A 17,831-nucleotide genomic window follows, 5' to 3' on the forward strand; every position below is an offset into this window, starting at 1 on the left:
CTCGGGCGGTACCGGCAGCGACGATCAAGAACACGGAAGCGTGGTTGCTGTCGGTGGGTGGCTGAGCGAGACACACGCGTGCCGTCTCGTTCGCCGCACGGCATCGTCGTGGCTGACTTTCTGTAGCTGGGGCATCAAACAGGAGAGTCGCCGACCTCACGCAGACTTCACCAGCGGAAGCACCCCTCATGCCGCACCGCCATCGCTGTCCGCGCGTGTCTCCAGGAGCTCAGCGAGCCGGTCCACGACGTCCGGCCAGCCCGTCAACCACACCACCCCACGCCCGTCCTCGTTCGTGGACGCGACGGCCCGCACGGCAGACAGCTCCAAGCCCACGCCCAAGAGTGCGCGGTTGAGCCGGTCGGCAGCCTCACGCGCCTCACACCAACCGGAGATGTAGTCCACCCCGGCAACCCAGAGACCGGAGTCCGCCCCCGGCAGATCGAGACCATCGTTCAGCCAGCCCTCACCCGAGCCAGTCACCTTGCCCACCTCTGCCCTGATCTAGGTAACGGATCATCAACTTCCTTGGACCAGGGCTAAAACGCAGCACGGCGGCCCCGGTACCATCAGGCACCGGGAACCGCCGTGTTCCCAGCCGGGCCACCCTTCGCTTTCCAGGGCTGACGGGGTGGCCCGGCCTATATGGGGATGTGAAGCGCGAACTCTCGCTCGGGAGGGGAGCCCCCGGGCCGTCCGAGAGACCGCGCCCCTTCGGCCGGAGTGGTCAGGCTCCGGCCAGTGACCGGGCCACCGCCCCACTCCCGATCGCGAGGGAGCAGAGAAGGGCTGGCGACCCGGCGTCTATCAGGCCGACGACTCGAACCAGTCGGCCCAGACGCGATCAAGGTCAAACCGGCACCACACCGACTTGCCAGCACCCTTGAGCCCTGGCGACCACCACACCGCATCGGCCAAGCGCTGAACGATCATTAGCCCGCGTCCCCGATCCGGTACGAGCGCCTCGAGGAAGTCGCCAGCCAGATCCGGCGAGAGAAACTCACCCGCCGGGAGGTCGGGAGGAGTCGAGTCCTCGTCGAAGACCCCGATCCCCAGTAGCCCCGGCCAGTTGATCAGCCACACGTCGATGCGCCTCTTCGCACCGGGCATCGACAGGCGCTCATCCGGGACGGCGTGGTGGACGACGTTGCCCACGAGTTCCGACACGACGAGCTTCGCGTCATCGACCACGTACGCCAGGCTCCAGGTGGTGAGGTAAGAGCCGACCATGTCCCGCGCAGCCTTCACGCAGTCCGGGTCCTCTGCGTAGGCCGTCAGCGCCCGGAAGTGGCCGCTAGAGGAGTCGTGCCACGAACGGTGCGATGCGCCCACCGTCGGGGCGTTCGCTGTGTGTTTGCTCTGCCGCGCTTCCACCGCGTTCCCTCCCATGCACTGTCAAGCCCCTTGGCTCGCCGAACTGTGGTGCTCAGTGAACGGCGCGGCAGGCTTGGCTGGGAGCGTTCACCAGGGGGTTCACGTGAACACCGGCAAATGTGAAAGGGGTTCACCAATGAACCCCCAACGCGATACTGCTGTGACACGATGAACACTCGCCGTAATTCTCGGGTTGGCAGGGGAGCATGAGCCGAGAACGAAACGCTCAGTTGATTGCAGTCATGGACGAAGCGAAGGTCTCCAACAAGGGACTGGCCAAGCGGATGAAGGACGCTGCCGCCCAGCGAGGCATCAGTCTCGGTACGACACACATCGCTGTGCAACGCTGGCGAGACGGTGTCGGCATCAAACCGGAGACGGCAGCGATCATGGCCGACGTTCTCAGTGCCAAGCTGGGCCGCCGCGTCACCCCGGGCGATCTCGGTTTCTTCGACCACACTCGGCCGACCGCCCCCGAGCCGATCGGATACCCGAGCACGGTCCCCGACGTTCTGGCGATGCTAGACGGCCTTGCCCAGGAGCATGCCGACACGCCCGTCTCAGACCGACTGATCATTGCAGAGGCCGACTTAAGTTCAGCTGTCCTTTCATGGATGATCGACCGGCCCGACGGCGTCCAGGCCGACAGGCCCGCACATCAACGAGTCGGCATGCGCGACGTACGCGCGATCCGGGATGCCGCCTCCATGTTCATGCAGCTTGACTTCAAGTACGGCGGAGGCCACGGCCACAAGGCATTACGCCACTACTTCCGTCACGAGGTCCTCCCCCTGCTGAACGCCAGCTACAGCGAAAAGGTAGGCACAGCGCTCTACGGGGCCGCCGCCGAGGTCTCCCAGCTGCTCGCATGGACCGCATACGACGTCGGCAACCACCGGCTTGCCCACCGCTACCTCACCTCCACGCTAAGGCTGTCCAAGGTCATCGATGACCGGATGTTCGGTGCGCGCATCCTGGGCAACCTCAGTCACCAGGCCAACTACTTGGGCGAGCACACCCAAGCCATCCAGCTCGCCCGCGCAGCCGTTGAGGGTGCCAAAGGCCGAGCCACCCCACGAGCCATGGCCAACTACTGGGCGATGGAGGCCCGCGCACTCTCCAACGCCGGCGACCGGGCCGGAGCAGCCGAGGCGATGAACCAAGCGGAACGACACTTCGAGCGGGCCGAAGGCGCCGATGACCCGACGTGGCTGAGCTACTTCGATGACGCCGAACTCTTGGGCGAATTTTGTCACTGCTTCCGGGACCTGAAGATGCGCCGGGAAGCCGTCGAGCACGCACAGCGCGCCGTCGACAGCACCGATCCGCAGTACGCCCGCACGTTGGGCTTCTGCCGGATGGTGCTCGCCCAGAGCCAGCTACTGAACGGTGACCTGGAAGCCGCCGTCACCACCGCGAGCCTTGCCGTGGACGGCGGCGATTCCCTCCAGTCCTCCCGCTTCCAGCGCTACGTCACCGACTTCCAAGCCGAGGTGAGCGCGCACGCCACTCACCCCGCCGTCGTCGCCTTCAACGAGCAGGTGAGTGAAGCTCTCGCCCGCCTGGACGACGAGGACGAGTAACAGCTACCAGGGACGCCAATCCCGCGGCGCATCGTCGTTGCGCAAACCAGCGATGCGCCGGCGGTACTCGGCCGCCGTCTCCTCGCTCTCCTGCACGTTCTGCATGAGCCACGTCGTCATGCCGAACTCCTGGAGCCGTCGGAGCGTGTCGTAGCCGTGCCAGTCGTACAGGTCCCGCCCATACGCCCGCACGAAGTCCGCGTACTGCTCATCGGTCTGCCACCCGAGGCTGTGACGCTCGACCGCCGTGACCATCAGGTCCCACTCCGGGTGATCGAAGCAGAAGGCCTCGAAGTCGATCAGGATGACCTCATCCCGATCGTTCACCATGAGGTTCTGCACGTGGGCATCACCGTGCACCGGTCCCTTAGGAGTCTCGAACGTCAACTCCTCGAACTGACCGCGCAGCTCATGCCACCGCTTGCGGAGGAAGACCCGGTCATCTTCTGGGATCGGTGCCTTACTGATCCGCAGCTCTTGCTTACCGAAGGGATCGAAGGCGGGCAACTCAAGGCCTACGGGGACCGTCATGGAGTGCAGGTCCTTCAGGATGCGGCCCAGTTCGCCGTACGTTGGCTTACGAGTGCCCTGCACGATGAGCCGCCAGAAGGTCACAGGGTGGCCGTCGATCAGGAAGGGCTGTTCCAGGCCGTCAACGAGTCGGGACGCCGGGAACCCCTCTGCCGCCAACCACCCGGCAACAGCAACCTCGACACGAGCCTTCGGCAACCACGGTTCACCCCGAGCCACTCGAACGATCACCGGCGCCGAGCTAAGCCGGAACAGCGCGTTCTCTCCGAGCCGGATCAGCTCGGCGCCTCTGTCATCGAGCCCCGCAGCCCGGCACGCGGCACGCATCACCCACGTAGCCCTGGCCGACGTGAACCCCTCTTCCGATCGAGCAGCGTCAACCGCCATGCCCGTACCAGCTCCCCTAGTCGCGCGCGATCAACCAGTGCGAGCCTCGGGTGACCAACCCAACGCGCACCGGACACACGAGCACGACAGTACCCAGGAGAAGGCGGTCTCAGCGAGGGTGGGAGCTCTCAGCCTGGGAAGCTCGGGTTCTTGGGCAGCGGTTGCTGTGCTGACCTGCGGTGGATTCATGTTGGAATCCTGGTCGCACCGAGGTGCGCTTCCCGCTGTCCCTTTGGTTCCCCGCAGGATCTGGCACGCGTATGGCGCGGTCCCTTCCCCTTGAAGGTTCCTTGGCAGAGCTGGGAGCCCCGGAGTATCTGAGCCTCAACCAACGACAGCCGGCCACGACGGGGGGCGCGCCGACCGACCACGCACGCGTGCGCCTTGCCGCGCCCCGCCGGCCTCAGCCACGCTGCCATGCCGTCGCCCAGAGCAAGCCCCGTCGGTAGAAGCGTGGCGGTGAGACCTTGGGTGAGGACCTCTTCGTCCCGAAGCAATTTGGGTGAGGGTTCTCCCCTGGGCTCGTGTGTCTCTCACTTGCATCGATGGTTCGCAGGCGCCCGTGCTCCTCCACCGTTGTGCGCCGGCGGTCAGGCAATTAGACACTCACCGCTGCGGCCTCTCATAGGCTTCGCACTTCGGAGATGGGCCGTCGTGCCAACTCCTCGTACCGCTCGGCTGCTCGGTCTCAGCTATCAGTATTGAGAAGGGAAGGTGGGTTCGCGACCGTTCTCGTCTGTTTCCCGGGGATCTAAAACGAGCGTGACTGGCCGGCTGGGTTAGCCTTCCGGGCCTGAGAGGGCCGAAGAGTGAGCAAGCTGTGCACGAGCTTCATCGACATAGCGGAAGAATGATAGAAGCTTCTTTGATTCTTCATCCCCTCGATCTACACCCTTTCTCAGCCACTCCACGCACGATTCCAGGTCACCTTCACGCCAATACAGGCGCCCGATCCTGGCGGCAGCCTCAAAGTCCTCGTTTTCAAAGGCCTTCTGATACAGCTCCTTTGCCTTGGATAGATCTCGGCGATGCTCGAAGATCATGGCGAGATGAAGGTAGGCGTGGCCATCTCCATCTTCCGCTGCGACTCGATAATAGGGTGTGGCCTTCTTAGGCTCTCCCCTTCTCTCATAAATGTACCCGAGCCTGACTCCTGCACGACTGTCACCCATATCGACAGCCTTCTTCAGCCACACAATAGCCAAGTTTGGGCGTCCCATGTCCTCCTGCACACGACCCATTTCACGATAGGCGGCAATGTTTCCATCTGAGATGAGCCGTCGAAGTAGCGTAATGGCCGATGAGAAGCGCCTTGTCATTCGATAGGTATGAGCGAGACCACTCTGCGCCTTGGAGTCTCCGTTCGCAACGGCCATGAGATAGAGCTCTTCAGCTTCCTCGAAGCACTCCTCGTTCGACAACAGGTTTGCCAGATTTGTTGCGGCTTTAGTATAGCCCAGCTCAATGGCCTTACGGTATTGACGCTTTGCCTCCTCCAGATCAGGCGTGGTTGCCCGATGGAGGTAGAAGGCTAGATTGAAATAACCAATCGGATCTTCGGGATGCTCTTCTATGTAATTCCGTGAGAAATCTTGAGCCTTTGCGTAGTCCTCAAGTCGGAAATAGCAGCTAGCCAGGCTGAGCAGCGCTCCATGCTCTCCCCCTTGCAAGGAGGTTTCGAAATGAGTGATTGCTTGCCTATAGTTTTCTCGCTCTAGATTGAGCAGACCGAGTCCAGTCGCGACCTTCTGGGGGAAGGCGTCACTCATTTCTAGATAAATAGGCTCGGCAAGGTCCAGCTGACCACGAGCCATGTATATGTCAGCCCGCATCACCTTCGCTTCAGGAAGTCCCTTGTCTTCTGCGATTTGACACCATGTGTCGGCTTCATCAATGCGATCTTGGTGCAGAAGGATTGTGGCGAGGCCTACCGTAGCTTTTTCGTCGCCCTTCTGGGCAGCGTCGCTGAAATACTTCTCCGCCTGCGGGAAATTTCTCTTTTTGACGTATACGTAACCGAGATTGGCGAGTGCATGCACATTCCCGCTGTCGGCAGATCTGCTATACCAATTCTCGGCCTGGTCGTAATCGCCAGCAGTAGCGAACACGTGGCCAAGGCGGAAGGCGTCCTTGCCTTCGTGATCCGAGCTTTCCGCTAGGCGGTAGGCCCTTTCCGCCAAGTCCGTCCGGCCAGTCTTGGCAGCGTACTCGCCGACAGTGTGGAAGTCGAAGTCCCAGTGGCCGGAAAGCACCTCGTCCCAAACGGCATCTGGGATGTGTTTCATCTTTTCCGAGTTTGCTACCTTGTCAACAAGGTAGTCGAACGCTTTATAGGTACCTGCATCGTAGGGAACAAGCAAGCTTGTGGTTGCATGAAGTGGGTCCGTGGCCCACGAAATCGCCTGCTCAAAGGTCTCAGGACGAAGGCGAATTCCCCCATTCTCCTGCAGGTAGTGCTCATGCACTCTCACCAACTCGCCAATTCCAACAGGCTTGTTGATACCGGCTCGCTTGAAGTCGATGGCTGAAGCAACCAAGGCGGCTGCGCGAGGATGTGCTCCTGGCGACCAAGCGTTTCGCCATTCCTCGTAGAGCTGAGGGCCGGCTGCAAGGTACTCAGCTACCCCATAGTCATCGGCATGATTTACCGCGTCCGCCAACCTGGGATCGGTACTCGTGCGGGCGCGATCAACTTCTTCGTTAGACCATCGCCGGTCGAGAAAAAATTTCTCCGCCCGGCTCATAATCTGCCGGGCGTTCCGAACCAAACGCCGTTCGGTGTCAAACGCTGAGCGATCTTCGCGAGCAGATAGTTCGTTGAACCGCTCAGCCCGTAGGGTTGACAGGACTATGCCGTTTCGCTGAGTTACTTCATCGATGATGCGAACGGATATGGCAGGCGGAGCCATAAATACGTCCAGATCGTCGAGCCATAGAAGAACACGGGAATCATGTCTGAGCAGCTCGGTGGCGATAGCTGCTTCGCTGCCGTCGAAAGGCATGAAAACTCGATAATCGCCTAGAAGCTGTTGGGCTGCCTCATAGGCGGTTCTCGTTTTTCCAGCCGTCGAATCGCCAATTAGGAGTACGAAATGGCCAGGCTTCAACGCTTCCAGTGCAGCTTGATCAATGTCTCGATTGATGTAATTGACGTGCCGAGCGCCTTCTCGCGCCGGGGCGGGATGTGCTCCCCACTTAATCGGATCGGATACCTCTCTTACGAGCGGCCAGAAACTGAGACTCGCGAGCCGCGCCTGAGTGATAGCGGCTCCGAGGTTCTCGCCGCCCCCCGATCCGAGGTATATTTGCACCCCATGTTCTTGTTGAAACGTGGTTGCATGGTCATGGGCATGCACGAGTTTACCTACACTGTGGCGGGGGCCCAGAATAAATGCTTCATCACTCATTGCTGTTTGGTGTGCCGTAGTAGTTCTGGGTTCCGGAACCTTGCTGGAAAACCACGGAGTTATCCCGGGCAACGGCGCGTTGCTGGGCCGTGTCGCCATGTCGTGGTTCAGCGCGATTCAGTTCACTCAACAGTTCACGCAATTCCTTAGCCATCTCAGGGTTGGCTATGAGTGCCTGGCGAAACCGAGCCTTCCAAACTTCACCTGCAACTAGTGATCTTTCGGGACTCCCTTCGATGACTTGGTTGCGTGCGTCTTCCAAGTCATCTTCTATTGCTCGGATCTCAGTTTCGTTTCCCCGGCCTAGAAGGCGGGCGAATCGTCCTCTCGCCGCCTGCCATGCATCGGTGACCATGCTGGTCAGCAATGCTTGCGCCGCAGGTGCGGCGATCTGCAAGATCTCAAGCTCGCTCATGCATCCCCCCATGCCGTGCTGTTCCTCTGGTGTAGCAGTAGTTGACTGAGCACACCACCCAAACTGCAAATCTGGTTGCGCCGACCTCCTCAGCCACGACGTACCCCTTCTCTCGCAGCTAGCGGCTGATTGCTCTGAGCGCGGCACGGGCGCCGGCCGGGCTGGAGGCGGGGCGGAGACAGGGGCGTAGGCCCGGCCGGGGGCCGGGCCGCGCGCGGGGAGCGCGCGGGGAGCGGAGCGAGCCGCCTTGAAACCAGTAGAACCAGTAGAGAAGGTTGTAACTCAGCTGAGGTGGGGGGCCTCAAAGATCCAATCGAGCGAGCCCATGCCACCGCACACCTACGGGCCCCCTCCCATCAGGAAAGGGGTTGGGAACCGAGCAGCCGCCAGCCTGCAAGTCCCTCAGACCCACTCCACCTCGGAAACGATGCAAGGGGTACTTCCAGGGCCCGGCAACGGCGTCCAAGAGGGCGCCGACGGCGCCGGCAGGCAGAGGGACCGAAGCGCCGACCGCAACCAGCGCAGCCGCCACCTCGTCCTCACTCGCCCCCGCCAGCGCCTCCATCACCCGATCGAGTGCCTCACTCACGTCAGTGCGCCTGATCACTCGACGCAGGCCCTGACCAGCGTTCTTGACCGTCAACGGCAGCAACTACTCGCCGGTCGGGCCTACTTGTACCCAAGCACCCATCTACGAACAGACTTCGCAGTCGAGGCAGGGTCCAGAAGGGGACGCGAAGCGCACTACAGCCCCTCTGGGGTACATCTAGCAAACCGTTGACTCCAGCGGTTCAGGCGCCATTCCTCCCGGGTGCGTTCGGTGAGGACCTCCAGCGTGGTGCCGACCAGGATGATCAGGAACAGCACGCGCAGGGGCGTGATCACGAAGATGTTGGTGAGCCGGGCGCTGTCGCTGACGGGGGTGATGTCGCCGTATCCGGTGGTGGAGAGGGTGACGGTCGCGTAGTAGAACGCGTCGAGCAGGTCCACCGAGCCGTCGGAACTGTCGTGGTAGCCGTCGCGGTCTGCGTAGACGACGAGCGCGGTGGCGACCAGCACCAGCAGGGCCATGAGCAGGCGCTCGGCGACCTGGCGGATGGGCGCTCCACCACTTTCCTCGGGAGTTTCACCCGATGGGTCACCAGGTGCTCGTCCGCCTGGCGGGCGATGGCGTCCTGGCCCGGCAGTTTCACGTGAAACACACCCCGATGCCGGCTGTCGCCCAGGGCAGTTCGAGCAGCTCCGCCTCCTCGTCCTGCCCGGCCCCGCCCGGCGGTACGACGGCCAGCGCGTCGGCCGCGGCGATGCCCCGGAGCATGGCCGGGCCGTTGTAGTGCAGCGGCACGGCGTGGTCGCCGCGCAGCACCACGGGGACCAGCCGGGTGTCGTAGGGGTGTCCCTGCACCGCCTCCCGGAGGGGCAGCGTGTACGGCTCGGGGGCGGGGCGGGCGGCGAGGGTCCGCAGCAGCGGCTCGGCCAGCGTGAGCAGCCCGGAGACGGCCGCGAGCGGGTTGCCGGGCAGCCCGACGAGGTGCTGCTCCTCCTTGGTGCGGGCCAGCAGCATGGGGTGACCGGGGCGCACCTTGACCCCGTCGACGAGGATCTCGGCGCCGACGCGGCCCAGGACCGGGTGGACGTGGTCGACGGGCCCGGCGGCGGTGCCGCCCGTGGTGACGATGAGATCGGCACCGGAGGCGGTGATCGCCTTGCGCAGCGCCCGGGCGTCGTCACCCAGCCGGCGTACGGCGACGACCTCGGCGCCGAGCGCCCGCAGCCAGGGCGGCAGCATCGGGCCGAGCGCGTCCCGGATCAGTCCGTCGTGCGGGAGCCCGCCGGTCAGCAGTTCGTCACCGAGGACGAGGACCTCGACGCGGGGGCGGGGCACGGCGGTGACCGTGTCGTACCCGGCCGCCGCGGCCAGGCCCAGGACGGCCGGGGTGACCATGGTGCCGGCGGGCAGCAGCCGGTCACCGGTGCGGCACTCCTGGCCGCGGGGGCGGATGTCCTGCCCGTGGAGCATGTCGCGGGTGGCGTGGAGGCGGCCCTGCGCGTCGGTACGGCCGTGCTCGGCACGCAGGACGGCGGTCGTGTCGGCGGGGATGCGGGCGCCGGTGGCGATGCGGACCGCCTCACCGTCGGTCAGCGGATCGGGCTGCGCGTGCCCGGCGAGCACGTCCTCGGCCCGAACCTGCCAGGGGCCGGGTCCGGCGACCGCCCAGCCGTCCATCGCGGAGGTGTCGAAGGAGGGCAGGTCGGTGAGCGCGTCCAGGGGCGCGGCCAGGACCAGCCCGAGGGCGTCGCCGAGCGCGACCGACACGGGGGCGCGGCGGGCACCGGCGGGGGCGGTGGCCGTACCGGCCGGGGCAGGGGGGCGGGCGGCGCGGGCCGCGATCTCGCGGGCCCGGGGCCAGGCCGTGGCCCGGTGCGGCTCGGCGGGTTGCGCGCCGGGCGGGTGCGGGACCGGGGCGGACGCGGGGCCCGCGCTGTCGTCGCCGGTCTCCCGGGGTGCGTCCCGCACGAGGGCCAGGGCCTCCTCGACGTCGAGGTCGTCGTTCTCGTCGGCGGACGCCCGGGGCCGGGTGCCGGGGGCGGTCATCCGGCGTCCGGGGCGCTCGGGCCCCCGCTGTTCTCTTCCTTGTCCCCGTCGCCCTCCTCCGCCCACCGCAGGGCCAGCGCGGCGGCCTTGCGGGCGGCCTCCGCGACGGCCTCGGGGCCGCCCCGGCCCATGGCCGCGGCGTAACCGACGAGGAACGTGGTCAGCGGCGCCGCGGGCCGGGCCACGCCGTGGGCGGCGTCACGGGCCAGGTCGAGCAGCACGCCGGTGTCGACGTCCAGGTCGATGCCGAGTTCGTCCTTGACTGCGGTGATCCATTCATCCAACACGTGCCCATGCTCCCTGATGCGTGCCCTGGCACGGGCGATGTCGTCCCAGGTGTCGCAGTCGAAGGACGCCTGCGGGTCCGGGACGCGGGTGAGGTGGAGGGCGCCCGTCAGCCGGCGCAGGGGCAACCCGGAGAGGCCGCCGGGCGTGGCGGAGAGGGCGGACAGTCCGTGGTGGAGCGCGGCGGTGCGGTAGGCGGCGACGAGCGGTTGCTCACGGCCGCCCGCGTCGGTGAGCAGCGCGCCGTCGGCGCCGGTGTCCTGAAGCGCGGTCAGCAGCCGCCGGACGGTGCCTTCCTGGAGGAACGGCAGGTCGGCGGAGAGGACCACGGTGTGTGGTGCGGGCGGCTGCGGGGCGGGGCCGTGCGGGGCGGCGGCGAGCCGCAGGCCGGCCTCCAGCGCGGCGACCGGTCCGCCGCCGGGCGGCTCCTCGCGCGCCCAGCGCACCGGCCGGGCGGTGGGCCGGGGGGCGGCCACCACGACGGTCGTCCGGGCGCCCGCGCAGGCCGCGAGCGTCCGGTCGAGCAGCGTACGGCCGCCGACGCGCAGGCCCGGCTTGTCCGCCCCGCCGAGCCGCCGGGCGGCGCCCCCCGCCAGCACGACGACGTCGTACGGGACGGTCGGCCCGGGAGCGGCGGGGACGGTTTCGGTCACCCTCCGAGTATGTCCTGCCCGCTCCTCCTCCCGGTGCGGCCCGCGTCACACCGTGGGCCCGCCTGCGGGACACGCCCGGGGGGGGTGCGCCCGGGCGACGCGTTCACAGGGTGCGCAGCAGCACCGCCGGCTGTTCCACGCAGTCCGCCACGTAGCGCAGGAAACCGCCCGCCGTGCCGCCGTCGCACACCCGGTGGTCGAAGGTGAGCGAGAGCTGCACCACCCGGCGGACGGCCAGCTCGCCCTCGTGCACCCACGGTTTGGCGACGATGCGGCCGACGCCGAGCATGGCCGCCTCGGGGTGGTTGATGATCGGGGTCGACCCGTCGACGCCGAACACCCCGTAGTTGTTCAGCGTGAAGGTGCCGCCGGTGAGTTCCCCGGGGGTGAGCCTCCCCTCCCGGGCCGCGTCGGTGAGGCGGGTGAACTCCGCGCTCAGCGACTCGGTGTCGCGGGTGTGGGCGTCCCGGACGACCGGTACGACCAGCCCGCGTTCGGTCTGGGCGGCGAATCCGAGGTGGACCCGGTCGAGCCGGACGACCTCGCGGGCCTCGGTGTCGACGAACGAGTTCAGCTCGGGGAACCGGGCCAGCGCGGCCGTGCTGACGCGGGCGAGCAGCGCGAGGAGGGAGATCTTCGGTCCCCCGGCCGCGTTCATCGCCGCGCGGGCGCGCAGCAGTTCGGTCGCGTCGGCGTCGACCCAGCAGGTCGCGTCCGGGATCTCCCGCCGGCTGCGGGAGAGCTTGTCCGCGACGGCACCGCGCACTCCCTTGAGCGGGACGCGGACCTCGCCCCCGGCCGGGGCCGCGACGGGCGCGCGCACGGCCGTCTCCTCGGTCACCGGGACCGGGGTGGTGCCGGCCCGCAGCGCGTTCTCCACGTCCGCGCGCAGGATCAGCCCGTCCGGGCCCGAACCGGCCAGCCGCCGCAGGTCCACCCCGTTGTCCCGGGCGAGCCGACGGACGAGGGGTGAGATCACGGGAACGGGCCCGTCGGCGGTCGCGGGGTCCGGGGCCGTGGTGGGGGCTGGTGACGGTGTCTGGGGGGAGACCGGTGCCGGTGCCGTGGGGGTCACCCGCGCGTGGGCGCCCGCCGGGACGTGCCCGTCCGAGGCGCCGGACCCGGGACCGGCGCGGTGGCCGGTGTCCCGGCCGGGGACCTGCCCGGTGGTCGTGCCACCCGTCGGTGTGCCGACCGTGACCGCGCCGACCGTCGCCGCCCTCACCCGGCGCCGCCGGGCCGCCGGGGCCTGGGTGCCGTAGCCGACCAGGACGTTCCCCGAGCCCTCGGGTTCCGCCGCCGGTCCGCCGCCGACGGCCACCGTCAGCAGCGGGGCGCCGACGGGCAGCTCGGTGCCCTCCTCGCCGTAGCGGGCGGTGACCACGCCGCCGTAGGGGCAGGGCACCTCCACCATCGCCTTGGCCGTCTCGACCTCGACCACCGGCTGGTCGACGGCGACCACGTCACCGACCTGGACCAGCCAGCGCACGATCTCCGCCTCGGTGAGTCCCTCGCCGAGGTCGGGCAGTTTGAACTCCAGCACCTGAGCCATCAGCCCTCGGCCTCCCACTGCAGCCGGGCCACGGCGTCCAGGACGCGGTCCACACCGGGCAGGTGGTGCCGCTCCAGCATGGGCGGCGGGTACGGGATGTCGAACCCGGTCACGCGCAGCACCGGCGCCTCCAGGTGGTGGAAGCAGCGCTCGGTGATCCGGGCCGCGATCTCCCCGCCCGGCCCGCCGAAACCGGTGGCCTCGTGCACGACGACCGCGCGTCCGGTGCGCCGGACGGCCGCGCAGACCGTCTCGTCGTCGAACGGCACCAGGGAACGCAGGTCGAGCACCTCCAGGTCCCAGCCCTCGGCGCGGGCGGCCTCGGCGGCCTCCAGACAGACCGGGAGCGAGGGGCCGTAGGTGATGAGGGTGGCGCTGCGGCCGGGCCGGCGGACCACGGCCCGCCCGATGGGTTCCACGTCCGTGGGGTGCTCGGGATCCCAGGTGCCCTTCGACCAGTACAGCCGCTTGGGCTCCAGGAAGACGACCGGGTCGTCGGAGGCGATGGCCCGGCGCAGCAGCCCGTAGGCGTCGGCGACGGTCGCGGGCGTGACGACGTGCAGGCCCGGGGTCGCCATGTAGTAGGCCTCGGAGGAGTCGCTGTGGTGCTCGACGCCGCCGATGCCGCCGCCGTAGGGGACGCGGACGGTGATCGGCAGGGGCATCCTGCCGCGGGTGCGGTTGCGCATCCGGGAGACATGGCTGATCAGTTGCTCGAACGCCGGATAGGCGAAGGCGTCGAACTGCATCTCCACCACGGGCCGCAGGCCGTACATGGCCATGCCGACCGCGGTGCCGAGGATGCCGGCCTCGGCGAGGGGGGTGTCGGTGCAGCGGTCCTCGCCGAACTCCTTGGCGAGCCCGTCGGTGACCCGGAAGACACCGCCGAGGGTGCCGACGTCCTCGCCCATGACGTGCACGGCGGGGTCGGCGGCCATCGCGTCGCGCATCGCGCGCGTGAGGGCCTGTGCCATGGTGGCGGGCTTGACGGCCACGGTGGTCATCGGGCGCCGCCTTCCGGCCGGTCCTGCTCGCCGTGCTGCTCCTGCTCGGCCTCCAGCTCGGCCCGCAGCAGGGCGCGCTGCTCCCGCAGCTGCCCGGTGGTCTCGGCGTAGACGTGGTCGAAGAGGTCCATGGGCTGGAGCTCGGGGTCCCGGTTCATGCGTTCCCGCAGGTCGGCGGCCATCGTCTCGGCGTCCTGCCGGACGGCCTCGATGCCGCCGGCGTCGAGCAGTCCGCGGGTGGTCAGTTCGCGCTCCAGCAGCTGGACCGGGTCGTGCGCCCGCCAGGCCTCGACCTCGGCGTCGCCGCGGTAGCGGGTGGCGTCGTCGGCGTTGGTGTGGGCGTCGATGCGGTAGGTCACCGCTTCCACCAGGGTCGGTCCGCCACCGGCGCGGGCCCGCCGTACGGCGTCGCTGAGGACCTCGTGCACGGCCGCGGCGTCGTTGCCGTCGACCAGTCGGCCCGGCATGCCGTACCCGACGGCCTTGTGGGCCAGGGAGGGCGCGGCGGTCTGCTTGGCGAGCGGGACGGAGATGGCGAAGCCGTTGTTCTGCACCAGGAAGACGACCGGTGCCTGCCAGACCGCGGCGAAGTTCATCGCCTCGTGGAAGTCGCCCTCGCTGGTGCCGCCGTCGCCGACCATGGCGAGCGCGACGACGTCGTCGCCCTTGAGGCGGGCGGCGTGGGCGAGGCCGACGGCGTGCGGCAGCTGGGTGGCGAGCGGGGTGCTGAGCGGGGCCACCCGGTGGGCCCGGGGGTCGTAGCCGCTGTGCCAGTCGCCGCGCAGCAGGCCGAGCACCTCCACGGGGTCCACCCCGCGGGCGACGACGGCCAGCGTGTCGCGGTAGCTCGGGAAGAGCCAGTCGCGCTCCTCCAGGGCCAGCGCGGCGGCGATCTCGCACGCCTCCTGGCCGGTGGTGGAGGGGTAGACGGCGAGCCGGCCCTGCTTGGTCAGCGCGGTGGCCTGCGTGTTGTAGCGGCGCCCGCGCACCAGCTGGGTGTACAGCCGGCGCAGCAGGTCCGGGTCGGCCTTGCCGGCCGCCTCGGTGCCGAGGACGCGGTAGGGCTCGGCGTCGGGCAGCAGCGGCGCGGGGTCCATACGGGGCTGCCAGGCGGGCGGCGGCGAAGGCCGGTACGCGCCCCGCTGCTCCAGAACCGTCATGACGGCACCTCCTCGTGGGAGCGGCTACGGGAGACGTGTCGGCTGTGACCCGTCTCACCAACCGATTGTTCGGTCGCCGGCGCATTTTGGCTACAGGCACCGCCAGGCTGTGGACAAACGGTTCTGCACAGCCTGCAATGAACGCAGGACGTCCACGGTGAGGGAGTGGGGGGACATGGGGCCTGAACAAATGGCCGATGGGCCGCCGGACGGGGCCCCGCTGCCGCCCCGCCCGCTGGACGCCGTCGACCAGGACATCCTGAAGATCCTCCAGGCCGACGGCCGGGCCTCGATACGGTCGGTGGCCGAACGCGTCCACGTCTCGCGCGCCAACGCCTACGCCCGCATCAACCGGCTCGTCGAGGACGGGGTCATCCGGGGGTTCAGCGCGCGCGTGGACCACGAGCGCGCGGGTCACAGCACGTCGGCGTACATCACCCTGAAGATCGTCCAGAACTCGTGGCGCACCGTCCGTGAGCAGCTCAGGCTGCTGCCCGGCGCCTCGCACATCGCGCTGGTGGGCGGCGACTTCGACGTGCTGCTGCTGGTGCACACGCCTGACAACAAGGCGTTGCGCGAACTGGTGCTGACCCGGCTCCAGGCGATCCCCGAGGTGCTCAGCACCCGCACGCTGCTGGTCTTCGAGGAGGAGGACCTGGAGCCGGACGGCTGAGGTCAGCTCCGGCGCAGTCCCGAGAAGACCAGCCGGACCACGGCGTCGGACACGTCACGGGCGCTCGCGCCCCGCGGGTCCGGCCGGTACCACTCCACGATCGAGTTGATCATCCCGAAGACCAACCGGGTGGCCAGGCGGACGTCCACGTCCCCGCCCACGTCCCCCTCGGCGGTGGCCGCCTTGAGCAGCTCGGCGACCCGGTGGTCGAAGTCGCGGCGGCGCTCCAGCGCCCACCGCTCGGTGGCGGTGTTGCCCCGCACGCGCAGCAGCAGCGTCACGTAGGGCAGCTCGGCTATGAGCACCTCGACCATGCGGCGCACGACGTGCTCCAGTCGGTCGGCGGGGCGTCCCGCGCGCGCGTCCTCCTCGTCCAGGATGGCGAACAGGCCGTCCAGGGCGCGGCTGACGGCCCGGCGCAGCAGTTCCTCCTTGCCGCTGACGTGGTGATATATCGACGACTTCGAGATCCCGGCCGCCTTGGAGAGGTGCTCCATGGAGGTGCCGTCGTAGCCGCGCTCGTTGAAGACGCGGACGGCGACGGCGAGCAGCGTCTCGGGGGTGTACGTGTCGCGCCTGGCCGTGGTCATGAGGTGCCCTCCCGCTGGTCGGTGGCGTGCGCGTGGCGGTACAGCGCGAGGGAGGGCGCGTACCGGCCGGAGGGGTCGCGGTCGTGCATCCGGGACAGCACGCGGTAGGCGAAGCCGGGGCCGAGCCGGCGGTCCCACTCGAAGGGTCCGAGCGGGTAGTTGACGCCCAGGCGCATCGCGGTGTCGATGTCTTCCTCGGTGGCGACGCCCCTGGCGACGGCGTCGTGGGCGAGGTCGATGATCCGGGCGACCGTACGGGCGACGATCATGCCGGGCACGTCACCGATGACGCTGACCTCCTTGCCCAGCGCCTGGAAGAGGCCGGTGGCCTCGGCGAGGGCCCGCGGCGGGGTGCCACCGGCGGCGGAGAGGGCGATCCGCGTGGCCGCGCGGTAGTCCAGGGCGAGGTCGAAGTGGACGACGTCCCGGGACTCCACGGAGGTCCGGCCGTCGGCGAGGACCAGCCGGCCGCCGCCGGGGAGCACCAGGCCGGCGCCCTCGCGCGCGTCCCGCTCGCGGACCTCGACACCGGCCTCGCGGATCAGCTCGACCAGCCCGGCCGCCGGTCCCAGGCCGCCCTCGACGACGACGTGGGCGGGCGGCCGCTCCTGTCCGGCGGTGTGCGGCCGGGGCCGCTCGGCGCCCTCGCCGTGGTCGTACCAGCCGTGTCCGCTCTTGCGGCCGAGCCGGCCCGACTCCACCAGCCGGCGCTGGGCCAGCGAGGGGGTGAAGCGCACGTCCTGGAAGAACGACTGCCACACCGAGTGCGTGACGGACTCGTTGACGTCCTGGCCGATGAGGTCGGTCAGCTCGAAGGCGCCCATCCGGAACCCGCCGCACTCGCGCAGCACCGCGTCCACGGTCGCGGGGTCGGCGGCCCGGGCCTCGTGGACCGCGAACGCCTCCGCGTAGAACGGCCGGGCGATGCGGTTGACGACGAAGCCCGGGGTGTCCGCGCAGTACACCGGGGTCTTGCCCCAGGCGCGGGCGGTCTCGTACGCGCGCGTGGCCGACGCGGCGTCGGTGGCGGACCCGGAGACCACCTCGACCAGGGGCAGCAGCGGCGCCGGGTTGAAGAAGTGCAGGCCGACGAGGCGCCCGGGACGGCGCAGGGCGCCGCCGACGGCCGTCACCGACAGCGAGGAGGTGTTGGTGGCGAGCAGGCAGTCCTCGGCGACGACGTCCTCCAGCTCTCCGAAGAGCCGCTGTTTGACGTCGAGCCGCTCCAGGACGGCCTCCACGACGAGCGCGCAGTCGGCCAGTTCCGTGAGGCTGTCCGCGGGCCGCAGTCGGGCCCTCGCCGCGTCCCGGCCGGCGTCGGTGAGCCGGCCCTTGGCCACCAGCCGGTCGAGGCGTGCGCCGATCGCGTCGGCCGCCTCCCGGGCGCGCCCGGGGACGGCGTCGTACAGCCGTACGGGGTGGCCGGCGACCAGCGCGACCTGGGCGATTCCCTGGCCCATGGTGCCGGTGCCGACGACGGCCACGGGGCTGCTGAGGTCGAGTGCTGTCATGTGCGCGATCCTCCCGCACGGGGTTTTCCACAGATGCGGCGGACCCCCTTGTCCCGACCGATCGTTCGGTTACTCTAGCTCTGACTGCACCGTCCCGCCGCTCTTTCCAC

14 protein-coding genes and 1 pseudogene are annotated in these 17,831 nt (G+C 68.6%); 2 read left to right on the forward strand and 13 right to left on the reverse strand.

The genetic code is table 11. The features are described from left to right. Positions 1-186: 186 nt before the first annotated feature. Together ACIQVT_RS23195 and ACIQVT_RS23200 are read right to left on the reverse strand one after the other, a co-directional pair. A complete protein-coding gene (locus ACIQVT_RS23195; RefSeq protein WP_403757724.1) occupies positions 187-483 on the reverse strand; it encodes a hypothetical protein in 297 nt (98 codons plus the stop codon). A 324-nt stretch (positions 484-807) separates the two neighbouring features. Continuing rightward, complete coding sequence (locus ACIQVT_RS23200; protein ID WP_403757041.1) at positions 808-1,374, reverse strand: ATP-binding protein; 567 nt, start codon at positions 1,372-1,374, stop codon at positions 808-810. A 206-nt stretch (positions 1,375-1,580) separates the two neighbouring features. On the opposite strand from ACIQVT_RS23200, the gene ACIQVT_RS23205 reads away from it, so the two are divergent. Beyond that, positions 1,581-2,957 (forward strand): sporulation protein, encoded by a 1,377-nt coding sequence (locus tag ACIQVT_RS23205; RefSeq protein WP_403757044.1) that lies wholly within the window; start codon positions 1,581-1,583, stop codon positions 2,955-2,957. A 3-nt stretch (positions 2,958-2,960) separates the two neighbouring features. Here the strand turns inward: ACIQVT_RS23205 and ACIQVT_RS23210 are convergent, their stop codons facing one another. From ACIQVT_RS23210 to pdhA, 9 genes and pseudogenes are all read right to left on the reverse strand, one after another. Continuing rightward, on the reverse strand, positions 2,961-3,875 hold the full coding sequence (locus ACIQVT_RS23210) for a phosphotransferase enzyme family protein (RefSeq protein WP_403757049.1): 915 nt from the start codon (positions 3,873-3,875) through the stop codon (positions 2,961-2,963). 779 nt (positions 3,876-4,654) lie between these two features. Further along, entirely contained in the window at positions 4,655-7,282 is a 2,628-nt protein-coding gene (locus ACIQVT_RS23215) for a tetratricopeptide repeat protein (RefSeq protein ID WP_403757052.1), read from the reverse strand. Beyond that, positions 7,275-7,697 (reverse strand): hypothetical protein, encoded by a 423-nt coding sequence (locus ACIQVT_RS23220; RefSeq protein WP_403757056.1) that lies wholly within the window; start codon positions 7,695-7,697, stop codon positions 7,275-7,277. Before ACIQVT_RS23220 ends, ACIQVT_RS23215 begins: the two co-directional genes overlap by 8 nt. A gap of 783 nt (positions 7,698-8,480) precedes the next feature. Continuing rightward, a pseudogene (locus tag ACIQVT_RS23225) lies at positions 8,481-8,890 on the reverse strand (potassium channel family protein); the annotation flags it as partial. Then, entirely contained in the window at positions 8,887-10,293 is a 1,407-nt protein-coding gene (locus ACIQVT_RS23230; protein WP_403757061.1) for a molybdopterin molybdotransferase MoeA, read from the reverse strand. The gene ACIQVT_RS23230 and the pseudogene ACIQVT_RS23225, both read right to left, overlap by 4 nt. Beyond that, positions 10,290-11,231 carry an NTP transferase domain-containing protein gene (locus ACIQVT_RS23235; RefSeq protein ID WP_403757064.1) on the reverse strand — a complete coding sequence of 314 codons (942 nt, stop codon included), beginning with the start codon at positions 11,229-11,231 and terminating at the stop codon, positions 10,290-10,292. The genes ACIQVT_RS23230 and ACIQVT_RS23235 overlap by 4 nt, the downstream gene beginning before the upstream one ends. A 103-nt stretch (positions 11,232-11,334) precedes the next feature. Next, a complete protein-coding gene (locus tag ACIQVT_RS23240; protein ID WP_403757067.1) occupies positions 11,335-12,783 on the reverse strand; it encodes a dihydrolipoamide acetyltransferase family protein in 1,449 nt (482 codons plus the stop codon). After that, positions 12,783-13,787 carry an alpha-ketoacid dehydrogenase subunit beta gene (locus tag ACIQVT_RS23245; RefSeq protein ID WP_403757071.1) on the reverse strand — a complete coding sequence of 335 codons (1,005 nt, stop codon included), beginning with the start codon at positions 13,785-13,787 and terminating at the stop codon, positions 12,783-12,785. Before ACIQVT_RS23245 ends, ACIQVT_RS23240 begins: the two co-directional genes overlap by 1 nt. Next, positions 13,784-14,947, reverse strand: coding sequence for a pyruvate dehydrogenase (acetyl-transferring) E1 component subunit alpha (pdhA, locus tag ACIQVT_RS23250; RefSeq protein ID WP_403757075.1), 1,164 nt, complete (start codon positions 14,945-14,947; stop codon positions 13,784-13,786). Before pdhA ends, ACIQVT_RS23245 begins: the two co-directional genes overlap by 4 nt. 175 nt (positions 14,948-15,122) lie before the next feature. Between pdhA and ACIQVT_RS23255 the strand changes: the two genes are divergently transcribed. Further along, positions 15,123-15,620: an Lrp/AsnC family transcriptional regulator gene (locus tag ACIQVT_RS23255; RefSeq protein WP_403757080.1), complete on the forward strand. Its 498-nt coding sequence runs from the start codon at positions 15,123-15,125 to the stop codon at positions 15,618-15,620. Between the two features lie 2 nt (positions 15,621-15,622). Here the strand turns inward: ACIQVT_RS23255 and ACIQVT_RS23260 are convergent, their stop codons facing one another. Together ACIQVT_RS23260 and ACIQVT_RS23265 are read right to left on the reverse strand one after the other, a co-directional pair. Then, entirely contained in the window at positions 15,623-16,210 is a 588-nt protein-coding gene (locus tag ACIQVT_RS23260) for a TetR/AcrR family transcriptional regulator (RefSeq protein WP_403757085.1), read from the reverse strand. Next, positions 16,207-17,721, reverse strand: a complete 1,515-nt coding sequence (locus tag ACIQVT_RS23265) for a 3-hydroxyacyl-CoA dehydrogenase (protein WP_403757088.1) — start codon at positions 17,719-17,721, stop codon at positions 16,207-16,209. Before ACIQVT_RS23265 ends, ACIQVT_RS23260 begins: the two co-directional genes overlap by 4 nt. Positions 17,722-17,831 lie beyond the last annotated feature (110 nt).

The organism is Streptomyces sp. NPDC100445 (assembly GCF_044759735.1).
Classification (GTDB): Bacteria; Actinomycetota; Actinomycetes; order Streptomycetales; family Streptomycetaceae; genus Streptomyces.